The 17,405-nt window shown below is 60.4% G+C and carries 17 protein-coding genes; 5 read left to right on the top strand and 12 right to left on the bottom strand.

From position 1 onward, the window contains the following. Positions 1-35 precede the first annotated feature (35 nt). Positions 36-1,973 (top strand): RecQ family ATP-dependent DNA helicase, encoded by a 1,938-nt coding sequence (locus AB4N82_RS08540; protein ID WP_032884952.1) that lies wholly within the window; start codon positions 36-38, stop codon positions 1,971-1,973. A gap of 23 nt (positions 1,974-1,996) precedes the next feature. Next, complete coding sequence (locus tag AB4N82_RS08535; protein ID WP_032884953.1) at positions 1,997-2,428, top strand: acyl-CoA thioesterase; 432 nt, start codon at positions 1,997-1,999, stop codon at positions 2,426-2,428. Between the two features lie 66 nt (positions 2,429-2,494). Here the strand turns inward: AB4N82_RS08535 and AB4N82_RS08530 are convergent, their stop codons facing one another. The 4 genes from AB4N82_RS08530 to AB4N82_RS08515 all read right to left on the bottom strand — a co-directional run bounded on the left by AB4N82_RS08530 (position 2,495) and on the right by AB4N82_RS08515 (position 7,350). Then, positions 2,495-2,974, bottom strand: coding sequence for a glycine zipper domain-containing protein (locus AB4N82_RS08530; RefSeq protein WP_032884954.1), 480 nt, complete (start codon positions 2,972-2,974; stop codon positions 2,495-2,497). A 206-nt stretch (positions 2,975-3,180) separates the two neighbouring features. Continuing rightward, the gene (locus tag AB4N82_RS08525) at positions 3,181-5,529 is read right to left on the bottom strand and encodes an FdhF/YdeP family oxidoreductase (protein ID WP_032884956.1); all 2,349 of its coding nucleotides are present in this window, start codon (positions 5,527-5,529) and stop codon (positions 3,181-3,183) included. Next, a complete protein-coding gene (gene fdhD, locus AB4N82_RS08520) occupies positions 5,526-6,365 on the bottom strand; it encodes a formate dehydrogenase accessory sulfurtransferase FdhD (protein WP_032884958.1) in 840 nt (279 codons plus the stop codon). The genes AB4N82_RS08525 and fdhD overlap by 4 nt, the downstream gene beginning before the upstream one ends. 97 nt (positions 6,366-6,462) lie before the next feature. After that, on the bottom strand, positions 6,463-7,350 hold the full coding sequence (locus tag AB4N82_RS08515) for a LysR family transcriptional regulator (protein WP_032884960.1): 888 nt from the start codon (positions 7,348-7,350) through the stop codon (positions 6,463-6,465). 132 nt (positions 7,351-7,482) lie between these two features. Here AB4N82_RS08515 and lysM point away from each other — a divergent pair, with 132 nt between their 5' ends. Next, a complete protein-coding gene (gene lysM, locus AB4N82_RS08510; RefSeq protein WP_095186282.1) occupies positions 7,483-7,923 on the top strand; it encodes a peptidoglycan-binding protein LysM in 441 nt (146 codons plus the stop codon). Positions 7,924-8,032: 109 nt separating this feature from the next. On the opposite strand, the gene yrfG is transcribed toward lysM, so the two are convergent. Then, a complete protein-coding gene (gene yrfG / locus AB4N82_RS08505; RefSeq protein WP_122764502.1) occupies positions 8,033-8,695 on the bottom strand; it encodes a GMP/IMP nucleotidase in 663 nt (220 codons plus the stop codon). A gap of 87 nt (positions 8,696-8,782) precedes the next feature. On the opposite strand from yrfG, the gene nudE reads away from it, so the two are divergent. Together nudE and cysQ are read left to right on the top strand one after the other, a co-directional pair. Continuing rightward, positions 8,783-9,349, top strand: coding sequence for an ADP compounds hydrolase NudE (gene nudE / locus AB4N82_RS08500; protein WP_032884966.1), 567 nt, complete (start codon positions 8,783-8,785; stop codon positions 9,347-9,349). Beyond that, entirely contained in the window at positions 9,346-10,182 is an 837-nt protein-coding gene (cysQ, locus tag AB4N82_RS08495) for a 3'(2'),5'-bisphosphate nucleotidase CysQ (protein WP_032884967.1), read from the top strand. Before nudE ends, cysQ begins: the two co-directional genes overlap by 4 nt. Before the next feature lie 127 nt (positions 10,183-10,309). On the opposite strand, the gene AB4N82_RS08490 is transcribed toward cysQ, so the two are convergent. The 7 genes from AB4N82_RS08490 to rfbB are packed head-to-tail and all read right to left on the bottom strand — an operon-like array spanning position 10,310 to position 17,369. Continuing rightward, on the bottom strand, positions 10,310-10,765 hold the full coding sequence (locus AB4N82_RS08490; RefSeq protein WP_122764503.1) for a YiiD C-terminal domain-containing protein: 456 nt from the start codon (positions 10,763-10,765) through the stop codon (positions 10,310-10,312). Between the two features lie 26 nt (positions 10,766-10,791). After that, positions 10,792-12,168, bottom strand: a complete 1,377-nt coding sequence (locus tag AB4N82_RS08485; protein WP_122764504.1) for a sigma-54-dependent transcriptional regulator — start codon at positions 12,166-12,168, stop codon at positions 10,792-10,794. Then, the gene (locus AB4N82_RS08480; protein ID WP_032884970.1) at positions 12,165-13,973 is read right to left on the bottom strand and encodes a sensor histidine kinase; all 1,809 of its coding nucleotides are present in this window, start codon (positions 13,971-13,973) and stop codon (positions 12,165-12,167) included. The genes AB4N82_RS08485 and AB4N82_RS08480 overlap by 4 nt, the downstream gene beginning before the upstream one ends. Positions 13,974-14,009: 36 nt before the next feature. After that, positions 14,010-14,879 (bottom strand): dTDP-4-dehydrorhamnose reductase, encoded by an 870-nt coding sequence (gene rfbD / locus AB4N82_RS08475; RefSeq protein WP_122764505.1) that lies wholly within the window; start codon positions 14,877-14,879, stop codon positions 14,010-14,012. Then, complete coding sequence (gene rfbC / locus AB4N82_RS08470; protein WP_032884972.1) at positions 14,876-15,421, bottom strand: dTDP-4-dehydrorhamnose 3,5-epimerase; 546 nt, start codon at positions 15,419-15,421, stop codon at positions 14,876-14,878. The genes rfbD and rfbC overlap by 4 nt, the downstream gene beginning before the upstream one ends. Further along, complete coding sequence (rfbA, locus tag AB4N82_RS08465; RefSeq protein WP_032884973.1) at positions 15,418-16,290, bottom strand: glucose-1-phosphate thymidylyltransferase RfbA; 873 nt, start codon at positions 16,288-16,290, stop codon at positions 15,418-15,420. Before rfbA ends, rfbC begins: the two co-directional genes overlap by 4 nt. Further along, positions 16,287-17,369 (bottom strand): dTDP-glucose 4,6-dehydratase, encoded by a 1,083-nt coding sequence (gene rfbB / locus AB4N82_RS08460; protein ID WP_122764506.1) that lies wholly within the window; start codon positions 17,367-17,369, stop codon positions 16,287-16,289. Before rfbB ends, rfbA begins: the two co-directional genes overlap by 4 nt. Positions 17,370-17,405 lie beyond the last annotated feature (36 nt).

Genomic DNA, 17,405 nt, shown 5'->3' with positions numbered 1-17,405 from the left:
TAAGCCACCTTCAGCGGTCAATGGAGTGACAGCCTATGCACGACACCCTCCAGCAGGTCTTTGGTTATCCACAGTTTCGTTTGGGTCAGGAAGAAACGGTCAGCGCCGTTCTGGCCGGTCGTTCGGCGGCTGCAATTTTCCCTACTGGGTCGGGTAAATCCCTGTGTTATCAGCTGTCAGCAGTGTTGCTGCCGCACCTGACGCTGGTGGTCTCGCCACTGTTGGCATTGATGCAGGACCAGTTGGGCTTTTTGCAGCGCCATGGCATTTCGGCGGGCAGTATCGATTCGGCCCAGAGTCGTGACGACGCCAATGACGTGATGGCCCGTGCCCGTTCCGGTGAGCTGAAAATCCTGATGATTTCCGTGGAGCGCTTGAAGAACGAGCGTTTTCGCAACTTCCTGCAAAGTGTGCAGATCTCGCTGCTGGTGGTGGACGAGGCGCACTGCATTTCCGAGTGGGGCCATAACTTTCGCCCGGACTACCTGAAGCTGCCGGACTACCAGCGTCAGTTCAAGATCCCACAAGCGCTGCTGCTGACGGCTACAGCCACGCCCAAGGTGATTGCCGATATGCAGGCGAAGTTCGCCATAGCGCCGGGTGATGTGGTGACTACGGGGTTCTATAGGCCGAACCTGAACCTGTTGGTCGAACCGGTCAGCGGCGCGGACAAACGCCGTCGCCTGGTGCAGTGGATGAGCGAACGGGCCAACCAGCCGAGCATCGTCTACGTCACCCTGCAAAAAACCGCCGAGCATATTGCCGAGCATCTGAACCGCAATGGCATACAGGCCGAGGCGTATCACGCCGGCTTGCCCCACGACAGACGTGAGGGGATCCAGCAGCGCTTCATGGGCGGGCGCTCCAATTGCATTGTCGCCACCATCGCGTTTGGCATGGGCATCGACAAGAGTGACATCCGCAATGTGGTGCATTTTGACCTGCCCAAATCCATCGAGAACTACAGCCAGGAAATAGGTCGCGCCGGGCGTGATGGGCAGCCGTCGGACTGCCTGGTGTTGGCTAACCGTGACAGCCTCAATGTGCTGGAAAACTTTGTGTACGGTGACACGCCTGAGCAGGAGGGGATCCGCCGGGTGCTGGAGGATTTGCAGGCGGCGCGCGGTGAAGGGCAGTGGGAGTTTCTACTGAGGTCGCTGTCGGATCACAGCAATATCCGCGAGCTGCCACTCAAGACCCTGCTGGTGCAGTTGGAGCTCAAAGGCGTGATCGCGCCGCGCTACGCGTTTTATGCCGAATACCGGTTCAAATACCTGATTGAGCCCGAAGCGTTACTGGCGCGGTTTTCCGGTGAGCGGCAGCAGTTTGTCGCAGCGATTATTCAAGTGTGCAAGCGTGCGAAGACCTGGGCGACGGTGGATTTCGACGCGCTGTATCAGCAGCACAATGCCGAGCGCAATCGTGTGGTGAAGGCGCTGGATTACTTCCAGGAGCAAGGCCTGATCGAGCTGGAAAGCAAGCAGATGACTGAGGTCTACAGCCTGCTGAATACCGAATTTGATCCACAGGTGTTAAGCGCCGAGTTATACACAGGCTTCAAGCACCACGAGGTGACAGAAGTGGCGCGGATTCACGCCATGCTCGATCTGTTCGCCACCGATCATTGCTTGGGCCAGCGCTTGGCCCATTATTTTGGTGATGAAAAAGCCCCCCATCGCTGCGGACATTGCTCGGTCTGTCACGGCCATGTGGCGCACCTGCCATCACCGCCGGGCTTGCCGCCGCTTGTGGATAAAAATTTCATGGAGCTGTGCGGTGATTTTATCCACAGGCATCATGAGCACACGGGCCAACTGCCCGGTGCCGAGCGACTGACGCGCTTTCTCGGGGGTATCAGTGTGCCGTTGTTTACCAAGCTGAAGGCGCGGGGCATTCCCGGTTTTGCTGCGCTGGAAGACTATCCCTATGCCGAAGTACGCAGTTGGGCCGAAGTCCATTTGAATGACCTGTAAACCCACTTTCACCAGAGGTGCCCATGCCTGATTCAGTGCCACAGCGTGCCGATTACCCTCACTTCCAGCCGATCATCACGCGCTGGCACGACAATGATGTGTACGGTCACGTGAATAACGTCACCTACTACAGCTTTTTCGACACGGCGGTGAATACCTACCTGATCGAGCAGGGCGGGCTGGATATTCATGGCGGCGAAGTGGTGGGGTTTGTGGTGAGTTCGGCGTGCGATTACTTCGCGTCGATTGCCTTTCCCGAGCGTATCGATATTGGCTTGCGAGTGGGCAAGTTAGGCAATAGCTCAGTGCAGTATGAGTTGGCGGTATTCAAGACAGGCGAAGAGGAAGCCTGCGCGGCGGGGCGCTTTGTGCATGTGTTTGTGGATCGGGGGTCGAACCAGCCGGTGACCATTCCGGGAGTGTTGCGCGAGGCGCTGCAGCGGTTGGTGGTCTGACGGCAAAAACCAATGTGAGAGGGTGCAAGCGTGCTCTCACATTGGTTTTGCGGCGTTTTTTAGAGATTACCGGTGACGGTAGTGATGCTTGTTCTTGCGATGCCCATAGGCATGGCCGCGGCCGCGATGGTCATCACGGTCATAGCGACGGTTGTCGCGCCCACGATCACGACGATCATCGTCATCGCTCTTGTTGCCCATGTAGTTGCCCAGTGCACCGCCCGCGCCACCGCCTGCAGCCGAGCCGATCAGTGCACCTGTGCTACCGCCGACACTGCGGCCTACGACGTTGCCGCCGGCTGCGCCCAGGGCGCCGCCAATAGCGGCTTCGCCACGGCTGCGCTTGTCAGCGCCGACCGCACTACCACCTGCGCCACCGAGGGCCGCGCCGATGGTCGAACCGGTGTTGCCGCCCAACTGCTGGCCGACGACAGAACCTAGAACCCCGCCCAATGCGCCGCCTACACCGGCTTCGGTGGTGCCACCGGCCATGGCTGCGCCACTGACCAGGCCAAGGGACAACAAGAGAATCGAGGAGAACTTCATTCGGGAAACCTCAAGAGGATGACGGCGCGATCCTGAGGCTGTATTGACATTGTGACAATAGAATTCCGACCAGTAACACGAGTTGTACACAATCCTCTAAGTTACTGTTTTTAATCGGGAACTTAAGTGGTTTTTGAGAGTCTTTAACTACTTCGGAACGGCCGCTTTTATGCAAAAGCGGCCTTTTTTGTGTCCGAAATGATCAGTCAGGCTGTACGGGCCATGATCAGGCCATTATCGCTTGCGGCTTCCAAGCGGATCGCCACGAACTTCGACGTTGGCGTATGGCTGCCATCCCCGGTGCTTTCCAGCGGCACCAGCGGGTTCACTTCAGGATAGTAAGCGGCTGCCTGCCCCGCCGGGATATCAAACGCCAGCAACGTGAAGCCCTTCACCCGACGCTCACGGCCATCTTCCCACAGCGACACGATGTCAGCCTTCTGCCCCGGCTTGAAGCCCAGGCGGATGATGTCGGCTTCGTTGACGAACAGTACGTCACGCTGGCCTTTCACGCCGCGATAGCGGTCATCCAGGCCATAAATGGTGGTGTTGTACTGATCGTGGGAGCGCATCGACTGCATGATCAGATCCGGTACCCGGCCAGTGGCGTGGGTGCGTTCGTGGATCAAGTCTTTGGGCAGGATGTTCGGGCGGAAGTTGGCGCGACCCGAAGGCGTGTTCCAACGGCGCGCGCCGGCGGAGTTGCCTAAGTAGAAGCCGCCTGGGTTTTTGATCTTGTCGTTGAAGTCCTTGAAGCCTGGAATGGTATCGGCAATCAGGTCGCGGATACGGCTGTAGTCGGCCACCAGCCAGTTCCAGTCGACCGGCTTGCTGCCCAGCGTCGCGGCGGCAATGCCGGCCAGGATTGCTGGCTCGGACTTCATCAGCTTCGACAGGGGTTGCAGTTGGCCATTGGAGCCGTGAACCATGCTGAACGAGTCTTCCACCGTGACCGCCTGCGGGCCGTCGGCCTGGATGTCGATGTCGGTACGGCCCAAACACGGGAGGATCAGCGCGTCCTTGCCGTGCATCAGGTGGCTGCGATTGAGCTTGGTGCTGATCTGCACGGTCAGGTCGCAATTACGCAGTGCTTCGAAGGTACGCGGGCTGTCTGGAGTAGCTTGGGCGAAGTTGCCGCCCAGGCCGATAAATACTTTGGAGCGGCCCTCAAGCATCGCGTGGATCGCTTCCACCACGTTGTGTCCGTTGGTACGCGGCACCTGGAACTGGAAGCGACGCTCCAGGGCGTCGAGGAACGCCACCGGTGGACGTTCGTTAATGCCCATGGTGCGGTCGCCCTGCACGTTGCTGTGGCCGCGCACCGGGCACAAACCGGCGCCTGGGCGGCCGATGTTGCCGCGCAGCAGCATCAGGTTGGCGATTTCCTGGATGGTCGGTACCGAGTGGCGGTGCTGGGTGATGCCCATCGCCCAGCACATGATTACGTTTTTGCCTTTGGCGTACATGCGTGCCGCTTGCTCGATCTCCACCAGCGGCAGGCCGGACTGCGCGACGATTTCATCCCACGAGGTGTCGTCGATCTGGCCCAGGTAATCGAGCACGTTGGCTGTGTGTTCGTTGAGGAAGTCGTGGTCAAACACGGCTTCCTTGCCTTCGGCCTGCGCCTGGCGTTCCCACAGCAGCAGGAACTTGGCCATGCCGCGCAGGATAGCCATGTCGCCACCCAGCGCTGGGCGAAAGTAGGCGGTATTGGTCGGCTTGTCGCCGTTGGTGAGCATTTCCAGCGGGTGTTGCGGGTGCTGAAAACGTTCCAGACCGCGCTCTTTCAGCGGGTTGATACACACCACCTGGGCGCCGCGTTTGACCGCTTCACGCAGCGGTTCAAGCATGCGCGGGTGGTTGGTGCCGGGGTTTTGGCCCCAGACGAAAATCGCATCGGCATGTTCGAAGTCATCAAAGGTCACGGTGCCTTTGCCGACGCCCACGCTTTGCGCTAAGGCCACGCCGCTGGCCTCGTGGCACATGTTCGAGCAATCCGGAAAGTTGTTGGTGCCGTAGGCGCGCACGAACAGCTGGTACAGGTACGCCGCCTCGTTGCTGGCCCGGCCCGAGGTGTAGAACTCGGCCATATCCGGGCTTGGCAGTGCGTTGAGGTGCTGGCCGATGAGGTCGAAGGCTGCTTCCCAGCTGACGGGTGTGTAGCGGTCGGTTTCGGCGTCGTAGCGCATCGGCTCGGTCAGGCGGCCCTGGTATTCGAGCCAGTAATCGCTCTGTTCCAGCAGCGCAGTGACGCTGTGTTTGGCGAAGAATGCAGCGTCTACACGACGTTTGGTGGCTTCCCAGTTGACCGCTTTGGCGCCGTTTTCGCAGAACTTGACCATGCCGCTTTCCGGCGAGTCGCCCCAGGCGCAGCCCGGGCAGTCAAAGCCGCCGTTCTGGTTGGTCTTGAGCATCATGCGCAGGTTTTTCAGCGCGTTGTCGCTGGTCAACCACGCCTGTGCCACGCTGATCAGCGCGCCCCAGCCGCCCGCCGGGCCTTTGTAAGGCTTGTAGCGCGGGGTTGGGGTTTGGTCGGCTTGATGATGATTGCTCACGGCTGGTTCTCCATCGCAGGGCTGTAGACCCGCGGCGCACTTTTCTGCGGCAGGTGGATGAGATTGAGGTTGTGCCGGCGGGCCCATTGCAGGGCCAGGCCGGTGGGCGACGACAGGCTGACGAGGGTCTGGATGCCTGCGCGCAAAACTTTCTGGATCAATTCGAGGCTGCAACGACTAGTGACAATCGCCAGGCCGCCATCGGTCGGGATCTTTTGGCGGATCAACGCACCGATCAATTTATCGAGCGCGTTGTGCCGGCCAATGTCTTCGCGGCCCATCAAAAGTTCGCCTTGGCTGTTCATGAACACCGCCGCATGCACCGCGCCGCTGTATTGGCCCAGAGGCTGAAAGGCGCTGATGCGCTGGCGCAGACCATCAAGCCATTCGGCGGGTGGCAGTGGTGCGCCAGGCAGGACCTTAAGGTCCGGCAAGGCTTGTTCCACCGCTTCTACACCGCACAAACCACAACCGCTGGTGCCCGCCAACTGGCGACGTTGTTGCTTGAGATTCCAGAACGCGCGGCTGGAAATCTGCACCTGAGCGTACTGGGTCGAGCCTGAACCGCTGAGTTTGAGATCATAGATGTCGCTAACGTCGGCGATAATGCCGCTGCCGATGCTGAAGCCGACGATAAAGTCTTCCAGGTCTGTCGGCGTGACCAACATGACTGCCTGGCTGATGTCGTTATAGGCGATCGCCAACGCCACTTCTTCCGCCAACGCAGTGCTGGCGACCTCTGTGTGTTCGAGATTGCAGTATTGGTAGCTCTGGCTGGCGGCGGGCGCGGGCGTTTCAGAGGCGGGCGCCGCGCAGACTGGGCGCTTGGCGTTCATGGGGCAGTACCACCGGCGGATTGGTCAGTGTTTAGACTAGGCGCGACAAAGCGTCGCGTCTAATTGCCAGTACTGATCTACCGATAGATGACGTCGATCAAGACGCGTTTTGCGATTTCTGAAACAGCGCGAAACATGCCTCTGCGAGCGCGGAGCGCGGTGCGCTGCGACGCATGATCAGCCCCAGGCGCGCAAGGGTGTGGGCATCCTCGATAGGTTGCAGGCGCAGGTGCTCGGTGAGCGCATCCAGGCCACCGTCCAGGGGCATGACCGCGCAACACAGCCCGCCGTGTACCGCTTGTAGCAACTGATGGACGGCATCGGTTTGCAGCAGCGGTTGGGGATTGAGTCCACGGCTGTGGAAGTTGTGGTCGATGGACTGGCGAAAATGCATGCCACTGGTGAGCATGCCCAGGGGCAGTTCGGTCAGGGCCTCCCAGCTCAACGGCTTGTCGCCAAAGCTGAAAAACCGCTGGTCATAGAGCAGGCCCATGCGCGTTTCGCCCAAGGCCAGTGAGTCAAAGCGTTCATTATCCAAACGCTCAAGATAGGAGACGCCCAGGTCCAGTCGATTACTCGCAAGTTGTTCAAGGATCTGTTCGGAGCTCAAGGCCGAGAGCTCGAAGCGCAGGCTCGGGTGCTCTTTATGCAGTTGTTGCATCAACGCCAACGGATCAAAGCTCGACAGCGGCACCACGCCCAAACGCAACGTACCCACCAGGTTGCCGCGACAGGCAGCAGCTTCAGCCTGCAAGCCGTCATACGCCGCCAGCACTGTTCGGGCCCACGCCAGCACCCGTTCACCGGGTGCGGTGAAGCCTTCGAAGCGCTGGCCGCGATTGACCAGGGGCAAGTCCAACTCTTCTTCGAGGCTGCGCAGGCGCATCGACAGGGTGGGCTGGGTAATGTGGCAACGTGCCGCTGCCTGGCCGAAGTGCCGGGTTTCGTCGAGGGCGATCAGGAATTTCAGCTGTTTGATGTCCATCTTCGCTCCAGGGCTTATTCCAATGGCGGGGGGATTCTAGCGCGTTTGGGTCTTTGGCCGGGCTGGAACCCAAATCTGTAGGACTGGTCTAGTCTTTGGCATCTGGAAATCAACTACCAAGGAGCGCGTACGATGAGTCTTTTTAGCTTTGTTAAGGAAGCAGGCGAGAAGTTGGCCAAGCTGTTGACCCCGGGCAACGCCAACGCAAGCGATGATCTGAAAAAGCACATTGAAGAAGTCGGGCTGGGTAATCCCGATGTTCACGCGACTGTGGAGGGTGACAAGGTCACGCTTACTGGAACCGTTGCCAGTCAGGAAGAGAAAGAAAAAATCATTCTGGCGGCGGGCAATATTGCCGGTGTGGCCAGTGTGGATGACCAGATCACCGTATCCGGCCCGGCAGTTGCCGCAGCCCGTTTCGTGGTGGTGAAAAAGGGCGACACCCTTAGCGCAATATCCTTGGCGGTCTACGGCAACGCCAATCAGTACAACAAAATCTTCGAAGCTAACAAACCGCAGTTGTCGAACCCGGACAAGATTTACCCAGGGCAGACGCTGCGTATTCCTGAGTAATACACGGGCGAAAATATGGGAGGGGGTTTGCTCCCGATAACGCAGTGTCAGTCAAAGCTTCCTTGACTGACACACTGCTATCAGGGAGCAAGCCCCCTCCCACATTTGGTCAGAGCCCGACAATGAGATCGCGGTAGTCACCGACTGCTGCAAACTCGCCCGTGTCCTTCGGCCCTTTTTTGCTGTCCGGCTCTTTTACCGCCAGCAAATGGCCCACGCCAAACGCCTGGGCGCTGCGCAGGATCGGCAAGGTGTCGTCGATAAACAGGCTGCGCGAGGGATCAAACTGAATGTCGGCCTGCAAGGCATCCCAGAACTGCGGGTCTTCCTTTGCGAAACCGTAGTCGTGGGAGCTGATCAATCGCTCGAAATACGGCGCCAGTTTAATGCGTTCCAATTTCAACGACAGCGAATCACGATGGGCGTTGGTGATCAGAATCACGCGCTTGCCGGCCTGTTTGATCGCCGCGAGAAAGGTATCCGCATCCGGGCGCAGGGCAATCAGGTGAGCGGTTTCCAGCTTGAGTTCACGCACTGGGATCTTCAGTTCTGTGCTCCAAAAATCCAGGCAATACCATTGCAACTGTCCGGCGTTACGCTCGAACAGAGGCTGCAACTCCATCTCGGCCATGGCCCGGCTCACCCCGTGCAGCTCGGCGTAGCGCTGGGGCAGGTGCTCCATCCAGAAGTGGTTGTCGTAATGCAGGTCGAGCAGGGTGCCGTCCATGTCCAGCAGGACAGTGTCGATGGCGTGCCAGGGCAAAGAGGGCATGGTGCGGTCTCATGTAAGTAAAGATATCCGACACAGACAATCGGAAAAGCCACGGTATAGTAACCCGATCACGCCAAGGAGCCGCTCATGCGCCAGAAACCCACCGTCCTCGCCCGCGAAATAGTCGCCAGTAGCCGTTTGTTCCGCGTGGAGGAAGTGCAGTTGCGCTTTTCCAATGGCGTTGAACGGACCTACGAGCGCCTGGTGGGGCGTGGTGCCGGCTATGGCGCGGTGATGATCGTGGCGATGATCGATGAAGAGCATGCCTTGCTGGTCGAAGAGTACTGCGGCGGTATCGACGAATATGAGTTGTCCTTGCCCAAAGGCCTGATCGAACCGGGTGAAGACGTACTGGCTGCCGCCGATCGTGAGCTCAAGGAGGAAGCCGGTTACGGCGCGCGACAGTTGGAACACATTACCGAGCTGTCGCTGTCGCCCGGTTATATGAGCCAGAAAATCCAAGTGGTATTGGCCACTGACCTGTATGAAGAAAGCCTTGAAGGCGATGAGCCCGAGCCGATGCGCGTGGATCGGGTCAATCTGCGCGAGCTGTCACAGTTAGCGCAAAACGAGCAATTCAGTGAGGGTCGCGCTTTGGCGGCGTTGTACCTGGTACGAGATCTGTTGATCCAGCGTGGAGCGTTTACCGCATGAGCGAACTGTTTTTAGGCCACCCGTTTATCGCCCCTGTAATCGAGCTGGCTCGCCAGGCGGGTGAAGTCATCCTGCCGTACTGGCGCGCCGATGTGGCGGTGACTTCAAAGGCCGACGATTCGCCGGTGACGGCAGCAGACCTGGCCGCCCACCACCTGATTCTCGCTGGCCTCACCGCGCTGGACCCGAGCATCCCCGTGCTGTCCGAAGAAGACGCTGATATCGACCAGAGCGTGCGCGCAGGCTGGACACGTTGGTGGTTGGTGGACCCGCTGGACGGCACCAAGGAATTCATCGCCGGCAGTGAAGAGTTCACCGTCAATATCGCCCTGATTGAACACGGCCGCGTGGTGTTCGGTGTGGTGTCGATGCCCACCAGTGGCCGTTGCTACTTTGGCGGCGCAGGTTTAGGCGCGTGGCGATCCGATGTGAACGAAGCGCCCAGGCAGATCCAGGTGCGCAAGGCACCGGCAGCGGGTGAGGCATTCACGGTGGTTGCCAGCCGTCGGCATACCAGCCCCGAGCAGGAGCGTTTGCTGGACGGGTTGAGCGCAGGCGTGGGTGAGTTGAAGTTGGCGAATATCGGCAGCTCGTTGAAGTTCTGCCTGTTGGCCGAGGGCAGCGCCGACTGCTATCCACGCCTGGCGCCGACTTCGCAATGGGATACGGCTGCGGCACAAGGCGTGCTCGAAGGTGCGGGGGGCGAGGTGCTGGAGTTGAGTGGTGAGCCGTTCAGCTACCCGGCGCGGGAATCGTTGTTGAACCCGTTTTTTCTGGCGTTGCCGGCGAAGGCTGCGTGGCGTGAGCGGTTGCTGACCTTGGCAAGATCTTAAAACCATCGCAGATCAAAATGTGGGAGGTGGCTTGCGTCCGATAGCGGTGTATCAGTCAATACAGCAGTGACTGAACTACCGCCATCGGGAGCAAACCCCCTCCCACATTTGTTTTGTGTATTGGCTTCTAGCGGTGCAGGACGTATTGGCCAGTGAAGGCTACCGCTCTTTCGTCACTGCCCTCATTCACAATCCACGTGTCCAACGCCAACCGCGCCCGGCCATAGCGCTTGTAGGTCGCGATAAAGCGCTTCCATACCTTTTCCTCCGGCGCCGCGCATATTGCGGTCGCGTCATGCGTCACCGGCAGCGGATAACTGATCTGCCCTTCCTGAATCACGATATGCCCGTCTTCAATCCCTTCCTCACGCAGTTGCAGGTGCAGCCAGCCCCAACCCGCCAGCACCGCGCCGCAGTAGAGGCTGCCGCCGAACATGGTGCTCTTGTGGTTGATATTGGCCTGCAGGGGCAGGTGCAGCCGCAGTTGCCTGCCTTGCCAGTCGAGCACCTTGAGGCCCATTTCCCGGGTCAAGGGGATGTCGTGGTGCAGGACGGATTCCAGGTAACGGCTGTCGCGGCTCATGGGGACCTCTTGGTGGGTGGGCAGGGTCATTCGTCGTCGGCGCTTTGGTTGGCGAAGTTCAGGCCATGCTTGCGCAGTTTGTCGTGCAAGGTCTTGCGCGGTACGCCGAGGGCTTCGGCGAGGCTGCGCATGGAGCTGTGGGGACGGGTCAGTTCGGCAGCGATCAGGCTTTTCTCGAACTGCTCGACTTGCTCGCTCAAGCCACCCGGTGTGGAGGTCAGTACGCTGCTGGCGGGGTTGTCCGGCGTGCTGTCCAGTGCCAGTTCCAGGCCCAGTGCAAAGCGCTCGGCGGCGTTCTGCAATTCCCGCACATTGCCCGGCCAGCTGTGACGCAACAGCAAAGCCCGCTGGCCCGGCTGCAGCTCATGCAACGTCAGGCCATGGCGGCTGCTGGCTTCGTCGGCGAAGTGCTGGAAGAGCATCAATGCATCTTCACCGCGCTCGCGCAGCGGCGGAATGCGCAGCGGCGCGACGTTGAGACGGTAATACAAGTCGGCGCGGAAACGGCCCTGGTCGGCGGCCTGGCGCAGGTCCTCCTTGGTGGCGGCGATAATGCGGATATCCAGCGGGATCAGTTGATTGCCGCCCAGGCGTTCCACCACGCGCTCCTGCAACAGGCGCAACAGTTTGACCTGCACATCCAGGCTCATGCTTTCGATTTCGTCGAGGAACAAGGTGCCGCCGTTGGCAAACTCGAACTTGCCGATGCGGCGTTTCTGCGCCCCGGTAAAGGCGCCGGGCTCATGACCGAACAGTTCGCTTTCCACTACGGATTCCGCCAGGGCACCGGCGTTGATCGCCACAAACGGACCGCTGCGTCGGTTCGACAGGTCATGCAGTGCACGGGCCACGACTTCTTTGCCGGCGCCGGTTTCACCGAGGATCAGCACGTCGGCCTTGGTCGCCGCCAACGCGCCGATCTGCTCGCGCAGTCGCAGCATTTGCGGTGAGTGCCCAACGAGTCGCGTGCTCAGTTGCTGGCGGTCGCTGAGGGCCAGGCGCAGGCTGCGGTTATCCAGCACCAGCCGGCGCAAGGCCAGGGCGCGGCGCACGCTGTCGAGCAGCGAGTCGCTGGCGAAGGGTTTTTCGAGGAAGTCATAGGCACCCGCGCGCATCGCCTGCACCGCCAACGGCACGTCGCCGTGGCCGGTGATCAGCAGCACCGGCAGGTCTGGATCCTGGCCGTGCAGTTCGGCCAGCAGCTCCAGGCCGTCCATGCCGGGCATGCGGATGTCGCTGACCACTACGCCCGGCCAATCCCGCGACAGGCGCGCGGTGAGGCCGGTGGCTTCGCCCAGGGGCAGGACTTTCAGCCCGGCCAGGTCCAGGGTCTGGCACAGGGCCTGACGCAGGTGTGGATCGTCGTCGATCAACACCACCTGAATCTGGTTATCGATACTCATACACTGCGGTCCTCGGACGGTTGCAGACTGACGCCCGGCGAGCCGGCACGCAATTTCAGGGTTAACAGCGCGCCACCTTCCTTGTGGTTAGCGAACGACAGTTCGCCGCCAAAGGCACGCATCAAGGTGTCACAGATCGCCAGGCCCAATCCCAGGCCTTGGGTGCGGGTCTTGGTGGTGTAGAACGGTTCGCTGGCGCGGCCCAACGCCTCCATGCAAAACCCAGGGCCATTGTCACGAATGTACAGGTTGACGCCTTGGGCGGTGGTTTCGGCACTCAGCCACAGTTTACGCGGCGGGCCTTTTTCGGTGAGGGCGTCCAGGGCGTTGGCCAGCAGGTTGCCCAGCACTTGGCGCAGCCGTGTTTCGCCGGCCTGTACCCACAGGGTCGCTTCCGGCAAATCGCGGATCAGCTCCACCTCCATTGACCGCCGACGTTTGGCCAGCAGCGCCAGCGCGTCGTCCAGCGCCGGTTGCAGGGCCACGCTCTCCGGCGCATGCCGGTCGCGCCGGGCGAAGGCGCGCAGGTGGGCGATGATCGAAGCCATGCGTCCGGTCAGTTCGCTGATCAACTTAAGGTTGCCCCGCGCATCGGCGGTGCGTTCATGGTCCAGCAGGATCTCGGCGTTTTCCGCATAGCTGCGAATTGCGGCCAGGGGTTGATTGAGTTCGTGGCTGATACTCGCCGACATGGTGCCCAGCGCAGAGAGCTTGCCCGCTTGCACCAAATCATCCTGGGCGCGCACCAGTTCCTGTTGGGCATGTTCGCGTTCCAACACTTCTTGTTTGAGGCGGCGGTTCAAGCCTTCCAGGTCGCTGGTCCGCTCGATCACACGGGCTTCCAGTTCGCGACGCGCCTTGGCTTCAAAAGCGATGCGCTCCAGGTAATGGCGGCGTCGTTGCATCATCAAACCGAGCAGCAACATCAGTACCAGAAGCGTGGCCCCACCCACGGCGACCACCGTTCGCACCGGGCGGCTGATCAATGATTGGGGCGCGAGGATTTCGACGTTCCAGCCGGTCTCGGCGATGGCAGTGGATTGGCGCAACCATGCGGTGTTGCTCAGGCTCAGCGGCTGTGGATCACGGGTCGGGTAGGGCTGGATTGCAGTGATCGCCTGTCGTTCTTCAGCGGTCAGCGGCCGAGTGGCGCGGAAACGCCATTGCGGGCGTGAGGTGAGGATCACCACGCCGTTGTGGTCGGTCACCAGCAGTTGTTCAGGCGTGTTGCCCCACAGGCTTTCGGTATGGTCCAGGTCGACCTTGACCACCAGCACGCCGATGATCTTGTCGCCCTCGCGCACGGCGGCGGCGAAGAAATAACCGCGTTTGGCCGACGTAGTACCCAGGCCGAAAAACCGCCCGAGGCGCCCGGCCATGGCTTCGCTGAAGTACGGGCGGAACGAGAAATTGCGCCCGACAAAGCTGTCCTGTTTATCCCAGTTCGAGGCGGCGAGGGTCTTGCCGGTGGTGTCCATCAGGTACATCACTTCAACCCCGGCCTGGGCGGCGACGTCCTTGAGCAGCAGGTTGGCGTTGATTTGATGGGAGCTTACATTCGGCGCATCCAGCACGGTGCGCAGCGCGGGCAAGTCGCCGAGGATCTGCGGCAGCACTTCATAGCGGTGCAGGGTGCCCAACAGGTTGGCGACGTAGAGGTCGAGGGTCTGGCGATTCTGCCCGGCCAGTTCGCTGCGGTAATAGCGCTCGGCCAAGTGCTCCAGCGGCCACAGCAGCGGTGCCAGGCACAATGCCAGCAGGGCGAGGCTGCGCCAGCGGGGTCTTCGCGGAAGGGATGGAGTCATGGGAGTCGTGCGCCTATGGGGACAGGCGCATTATGCCTAGTGCTGCTGTGCAAGACACTCGCGCAATGCGTCTTGCCAGTGTGGCTGGCTGACGTGCCACTGTTGCTGCAAGCGGCTGCAATCGAGGCGTGAGTTCAAGGGGCGCTTGGCGGGCGTTGGGTAGGCGCTGGATGGGATCGCCTCCAGTTCGGCACAGGCTTTGCCATCGGCGTGCAGGTGCTCACCAATCGCCTGAGCGAAGCCGAACCACGATGTTTCACCTTGGGCGGTGAGGTGATAAATACCCCATTCTCCCGCCTCGCCGGCCAGCCAGCGCTCGATCAGTGCGCGGGTGCTGCCGGCAATGGTCCCGGCCCATGTTGGCGCGCCGATCTGGTCAGCCACGATGCGCATCTGCGGTTTCTCTTGCAGCAGGCGTTGCATGGTCAGCAGGAAATTCTTGCCCTGGTTGGAGTAGACCCAACTGGTACGCAGGATCAGGTATTGACCGCCCGCCGCCGCAATGGCCTGCTCGCCCGCCAGCTTACTCTGGCCGTAGACGCTCAACGGGTTCGGCGTGTCGGCTTCGTTGTAGGGCGCAGGCTTGCTGCCGTCGAACACATAGTCGGTGGAGTAGTGAATCAGTGGAATCCCCAGGGCCTTGGCTTCCTGCGCAAGGATGCCGGGGGCGATGGCGTTGATGGCGAATGCGGCGTCTGGTTCGCTTTCGGCTTGGTCGACTGCGGTGTGGGCGGCGGCGTTGATGATCAGGTCGGGGCGATGGGCGCGGATCTGCTCGCGGATCTGGTCCGGTTTGGCCAGGTCGAGCTGGTTGCTGCCGAGCACCATCAATTCGCCCAGCCCCTGAAGGTGCGCTTGCAGTGCCTGGGAGACTTGGCCATGTTGGCCGGTAATCAGGATCTTCATGGGAACAGATCGGCGTCCATCAGCAGTTTGCCCGCCTGGTCCTTGGCGGACAGTTGCGGCGGCTCGTTCAGCTCCCAGTCGATAGCCAGCGTCGGGTCATTCCACAGGATGCTGCGTTCGGCGCTCGGCTGGTAGTAGTCGGTGGTCTTGTACAGGAACTCGGCGTAGTCGCTCAGCACCACAAACCCATGGGCAAACCCTTCCGGTACCCACAACTGGCGACGGTTCTGTGCCGACAGACGTACGCCCACCCATTGGCCGAAGTTCGGCGAACTGCGGCGAATGTCCACGGCGACATCGAGCACTTCGCCAGCGGTGACACGCACGAGTTTGCCTTGGGTGTGCTCCAGTTGGTAATGCAGGCCTCGCAGCACATTTTTTTGCGAGCGCGAGTGGTTGTCCTGGACGAACTCGCGCCTGAGCCCGGTAGCCTCTGCAAAGGCTCGGGCGTTGAAGCTTTCGTAGAAAAAGCCGCGTTCGTCACCGAATACTTTTGGTTCGAGGATCAATACACCGGGAAGTGAGGTGTCGATGATATTCACTGGTTGTCTCCCGCCAGGGAATACAGGTACTGACCATAACCGGTCTTGCCGAAGTATTTGGCGCGCTCCAACAAATGGTCGCGGTCGATCCAGCCGTTGCCGTAGGCGATTTCTTCAAGGCACGCCACTTTGAGACCTTGGCGACGCTCGATGGTCTGCACGTACTGCGACGCGTCCAGCAAACTGTCGTGGGTGCCGGTATCCAGCCAGGCGAAACCTCGACCGAAGCGCTCCACCTGCAAGTCGCCGCGCTTGAGATAAGCGTTGTTGACGTCGGTGATTTCCAGTTCGCCACGGGCGGAGGGTTTGACCGCCTTGGCGATGCTGACCACGTCGTTGTCGTAAAAATACAGGCCGGTGACGGCATAGCTGGATTTCGGTACAGCGGGTTTTTCTTCGATGGACAGGGCGCGGCCTTCGCTGTCGAAGTCGATCACACCGAAGCGCTCCGGGTCTTTAACCCAATAGCCAAACACCGTGGCACCTTTGCCGCGATTGACCGCCGCATGCAACTGCTCGCTGAAACGCTGGCCGTGGAAAATGTTGTCGCCCAGGATCAGGCACACGGGGTTGTTGCCGATGAACTGCTCGCCAATTAGGAAGGCTTGCGCCAGCCCGTCCGGCTTCGGTTGTTCGGCGTAGCTGAACGTCACGCCAAACTGGCTACCGTCACCCAGCAGGTTGCGGTATTGCGGTAAGTCCGCCGGCGTGGAAATCACCAGAATTTCTTTGATGCCTGCCAGCATCAGTACCGAGATCGGGTAGTAAATCATCGGCTTGTCGTAGACCGGCAGCAGTTGTTTGGAGACACCCAGGGTGATGGGGTGCAAGCGTGTGCCGGAGCCACCGGCCAAAACGATTCCTTTCATGCAATCAGATCCCTCGTGTCGGTATTGCCCAATCGTTCACCTTGATAACTCCCATCCTGAACCCTGCGGCACCATTCGAGGTTATCGAGGTACCACTGCACGGTTTTGCGCAGCCCGGTTTCAAAGGTTTCTTCGGGTACCCAGCCCAGTTCGCGTTCGATTTTGCTGGCGTCGATCGCGTAGCGTTGGTCGTGGCCCGGACGGTCTTTCACGAACGTGATCAGGTCGGCGTATTTCTCCACACCGTGCGGAGGGTGGGGTGCTAATTCCTCCAGCAGGCTGCAGATGCTGCGCACAACATCAATGTTCTTCTGCTCGTTGTGGCCGCCGATGTTGTAGGTCTCGCCGACTACGCCGTGCGTCACGACGGTGAGCAACGCTCGGGCGTGGTCCTCGACAAACAGCCAGTCGCGCACTTGCAAGCCATCACCATAGACCGGCAAAGGCTTGCCCGCGAGAGCGTTGAGGATCACCAGCGGAATCAACTTTTCAGGAAAGTGGAAGGGGCCGTAGTTGTTGGAGCAATTGGTCAGCAACACGGGCAGGCCGTAGGTGCGTTGCCAGGCGCGGACCAAGTGGTCGGACGCGGCTTTGCTGGCAGAGTAGGGCGAACTGGGCGCGTAGGGCGTGGTTTCGGTGAACAGATCGTCCACGCCGTGTAGGTCGCCGTAGACCTCGTCGGTGGAAATATGGTGGAAGCGAAACGCGCTCTTGTCTGGCCCGGAAAGGGTTTGCCAGTAGCCGCGGGCGGCTTCCAGCAGGCTGTAGGTGCCGACGATATTGGTCTGGATAAAATCCGACGGGCCGTCAATCGAACGATCGACGTGGGATTCGGCGGCCAGATGCATGATCGCTTGAGGCTCGAAGCGCGCGAGCACTGCGCTGACGGTGGCTTGGTCGATGATATCGGCCTGTACGAACTCATAGCGGCTATTGGCCGCGATACTGGTCAGCGATTCCAGATTGCCGGCGTAGGTGAGTTTGTCCAGGTTGAGCACTTCGTGCTCGGTGTGCTGAATCAGATGACGTATTAAAGCAGAACCGATAAAACCGGCGCCACCGGTAATGAGAATGCGCATGACTGGGGCCCTTTTCCTTAGGCGGACGTTTAGCGA

The organism is Pseudomonas sp. H1_D04 (assembly GCF_054683855.1).
The sequence above is the reverse complement of the archived record's forward strand: the minus strand, read 5'-3'. Positions and strand labels throughout refer to the sequence as shown.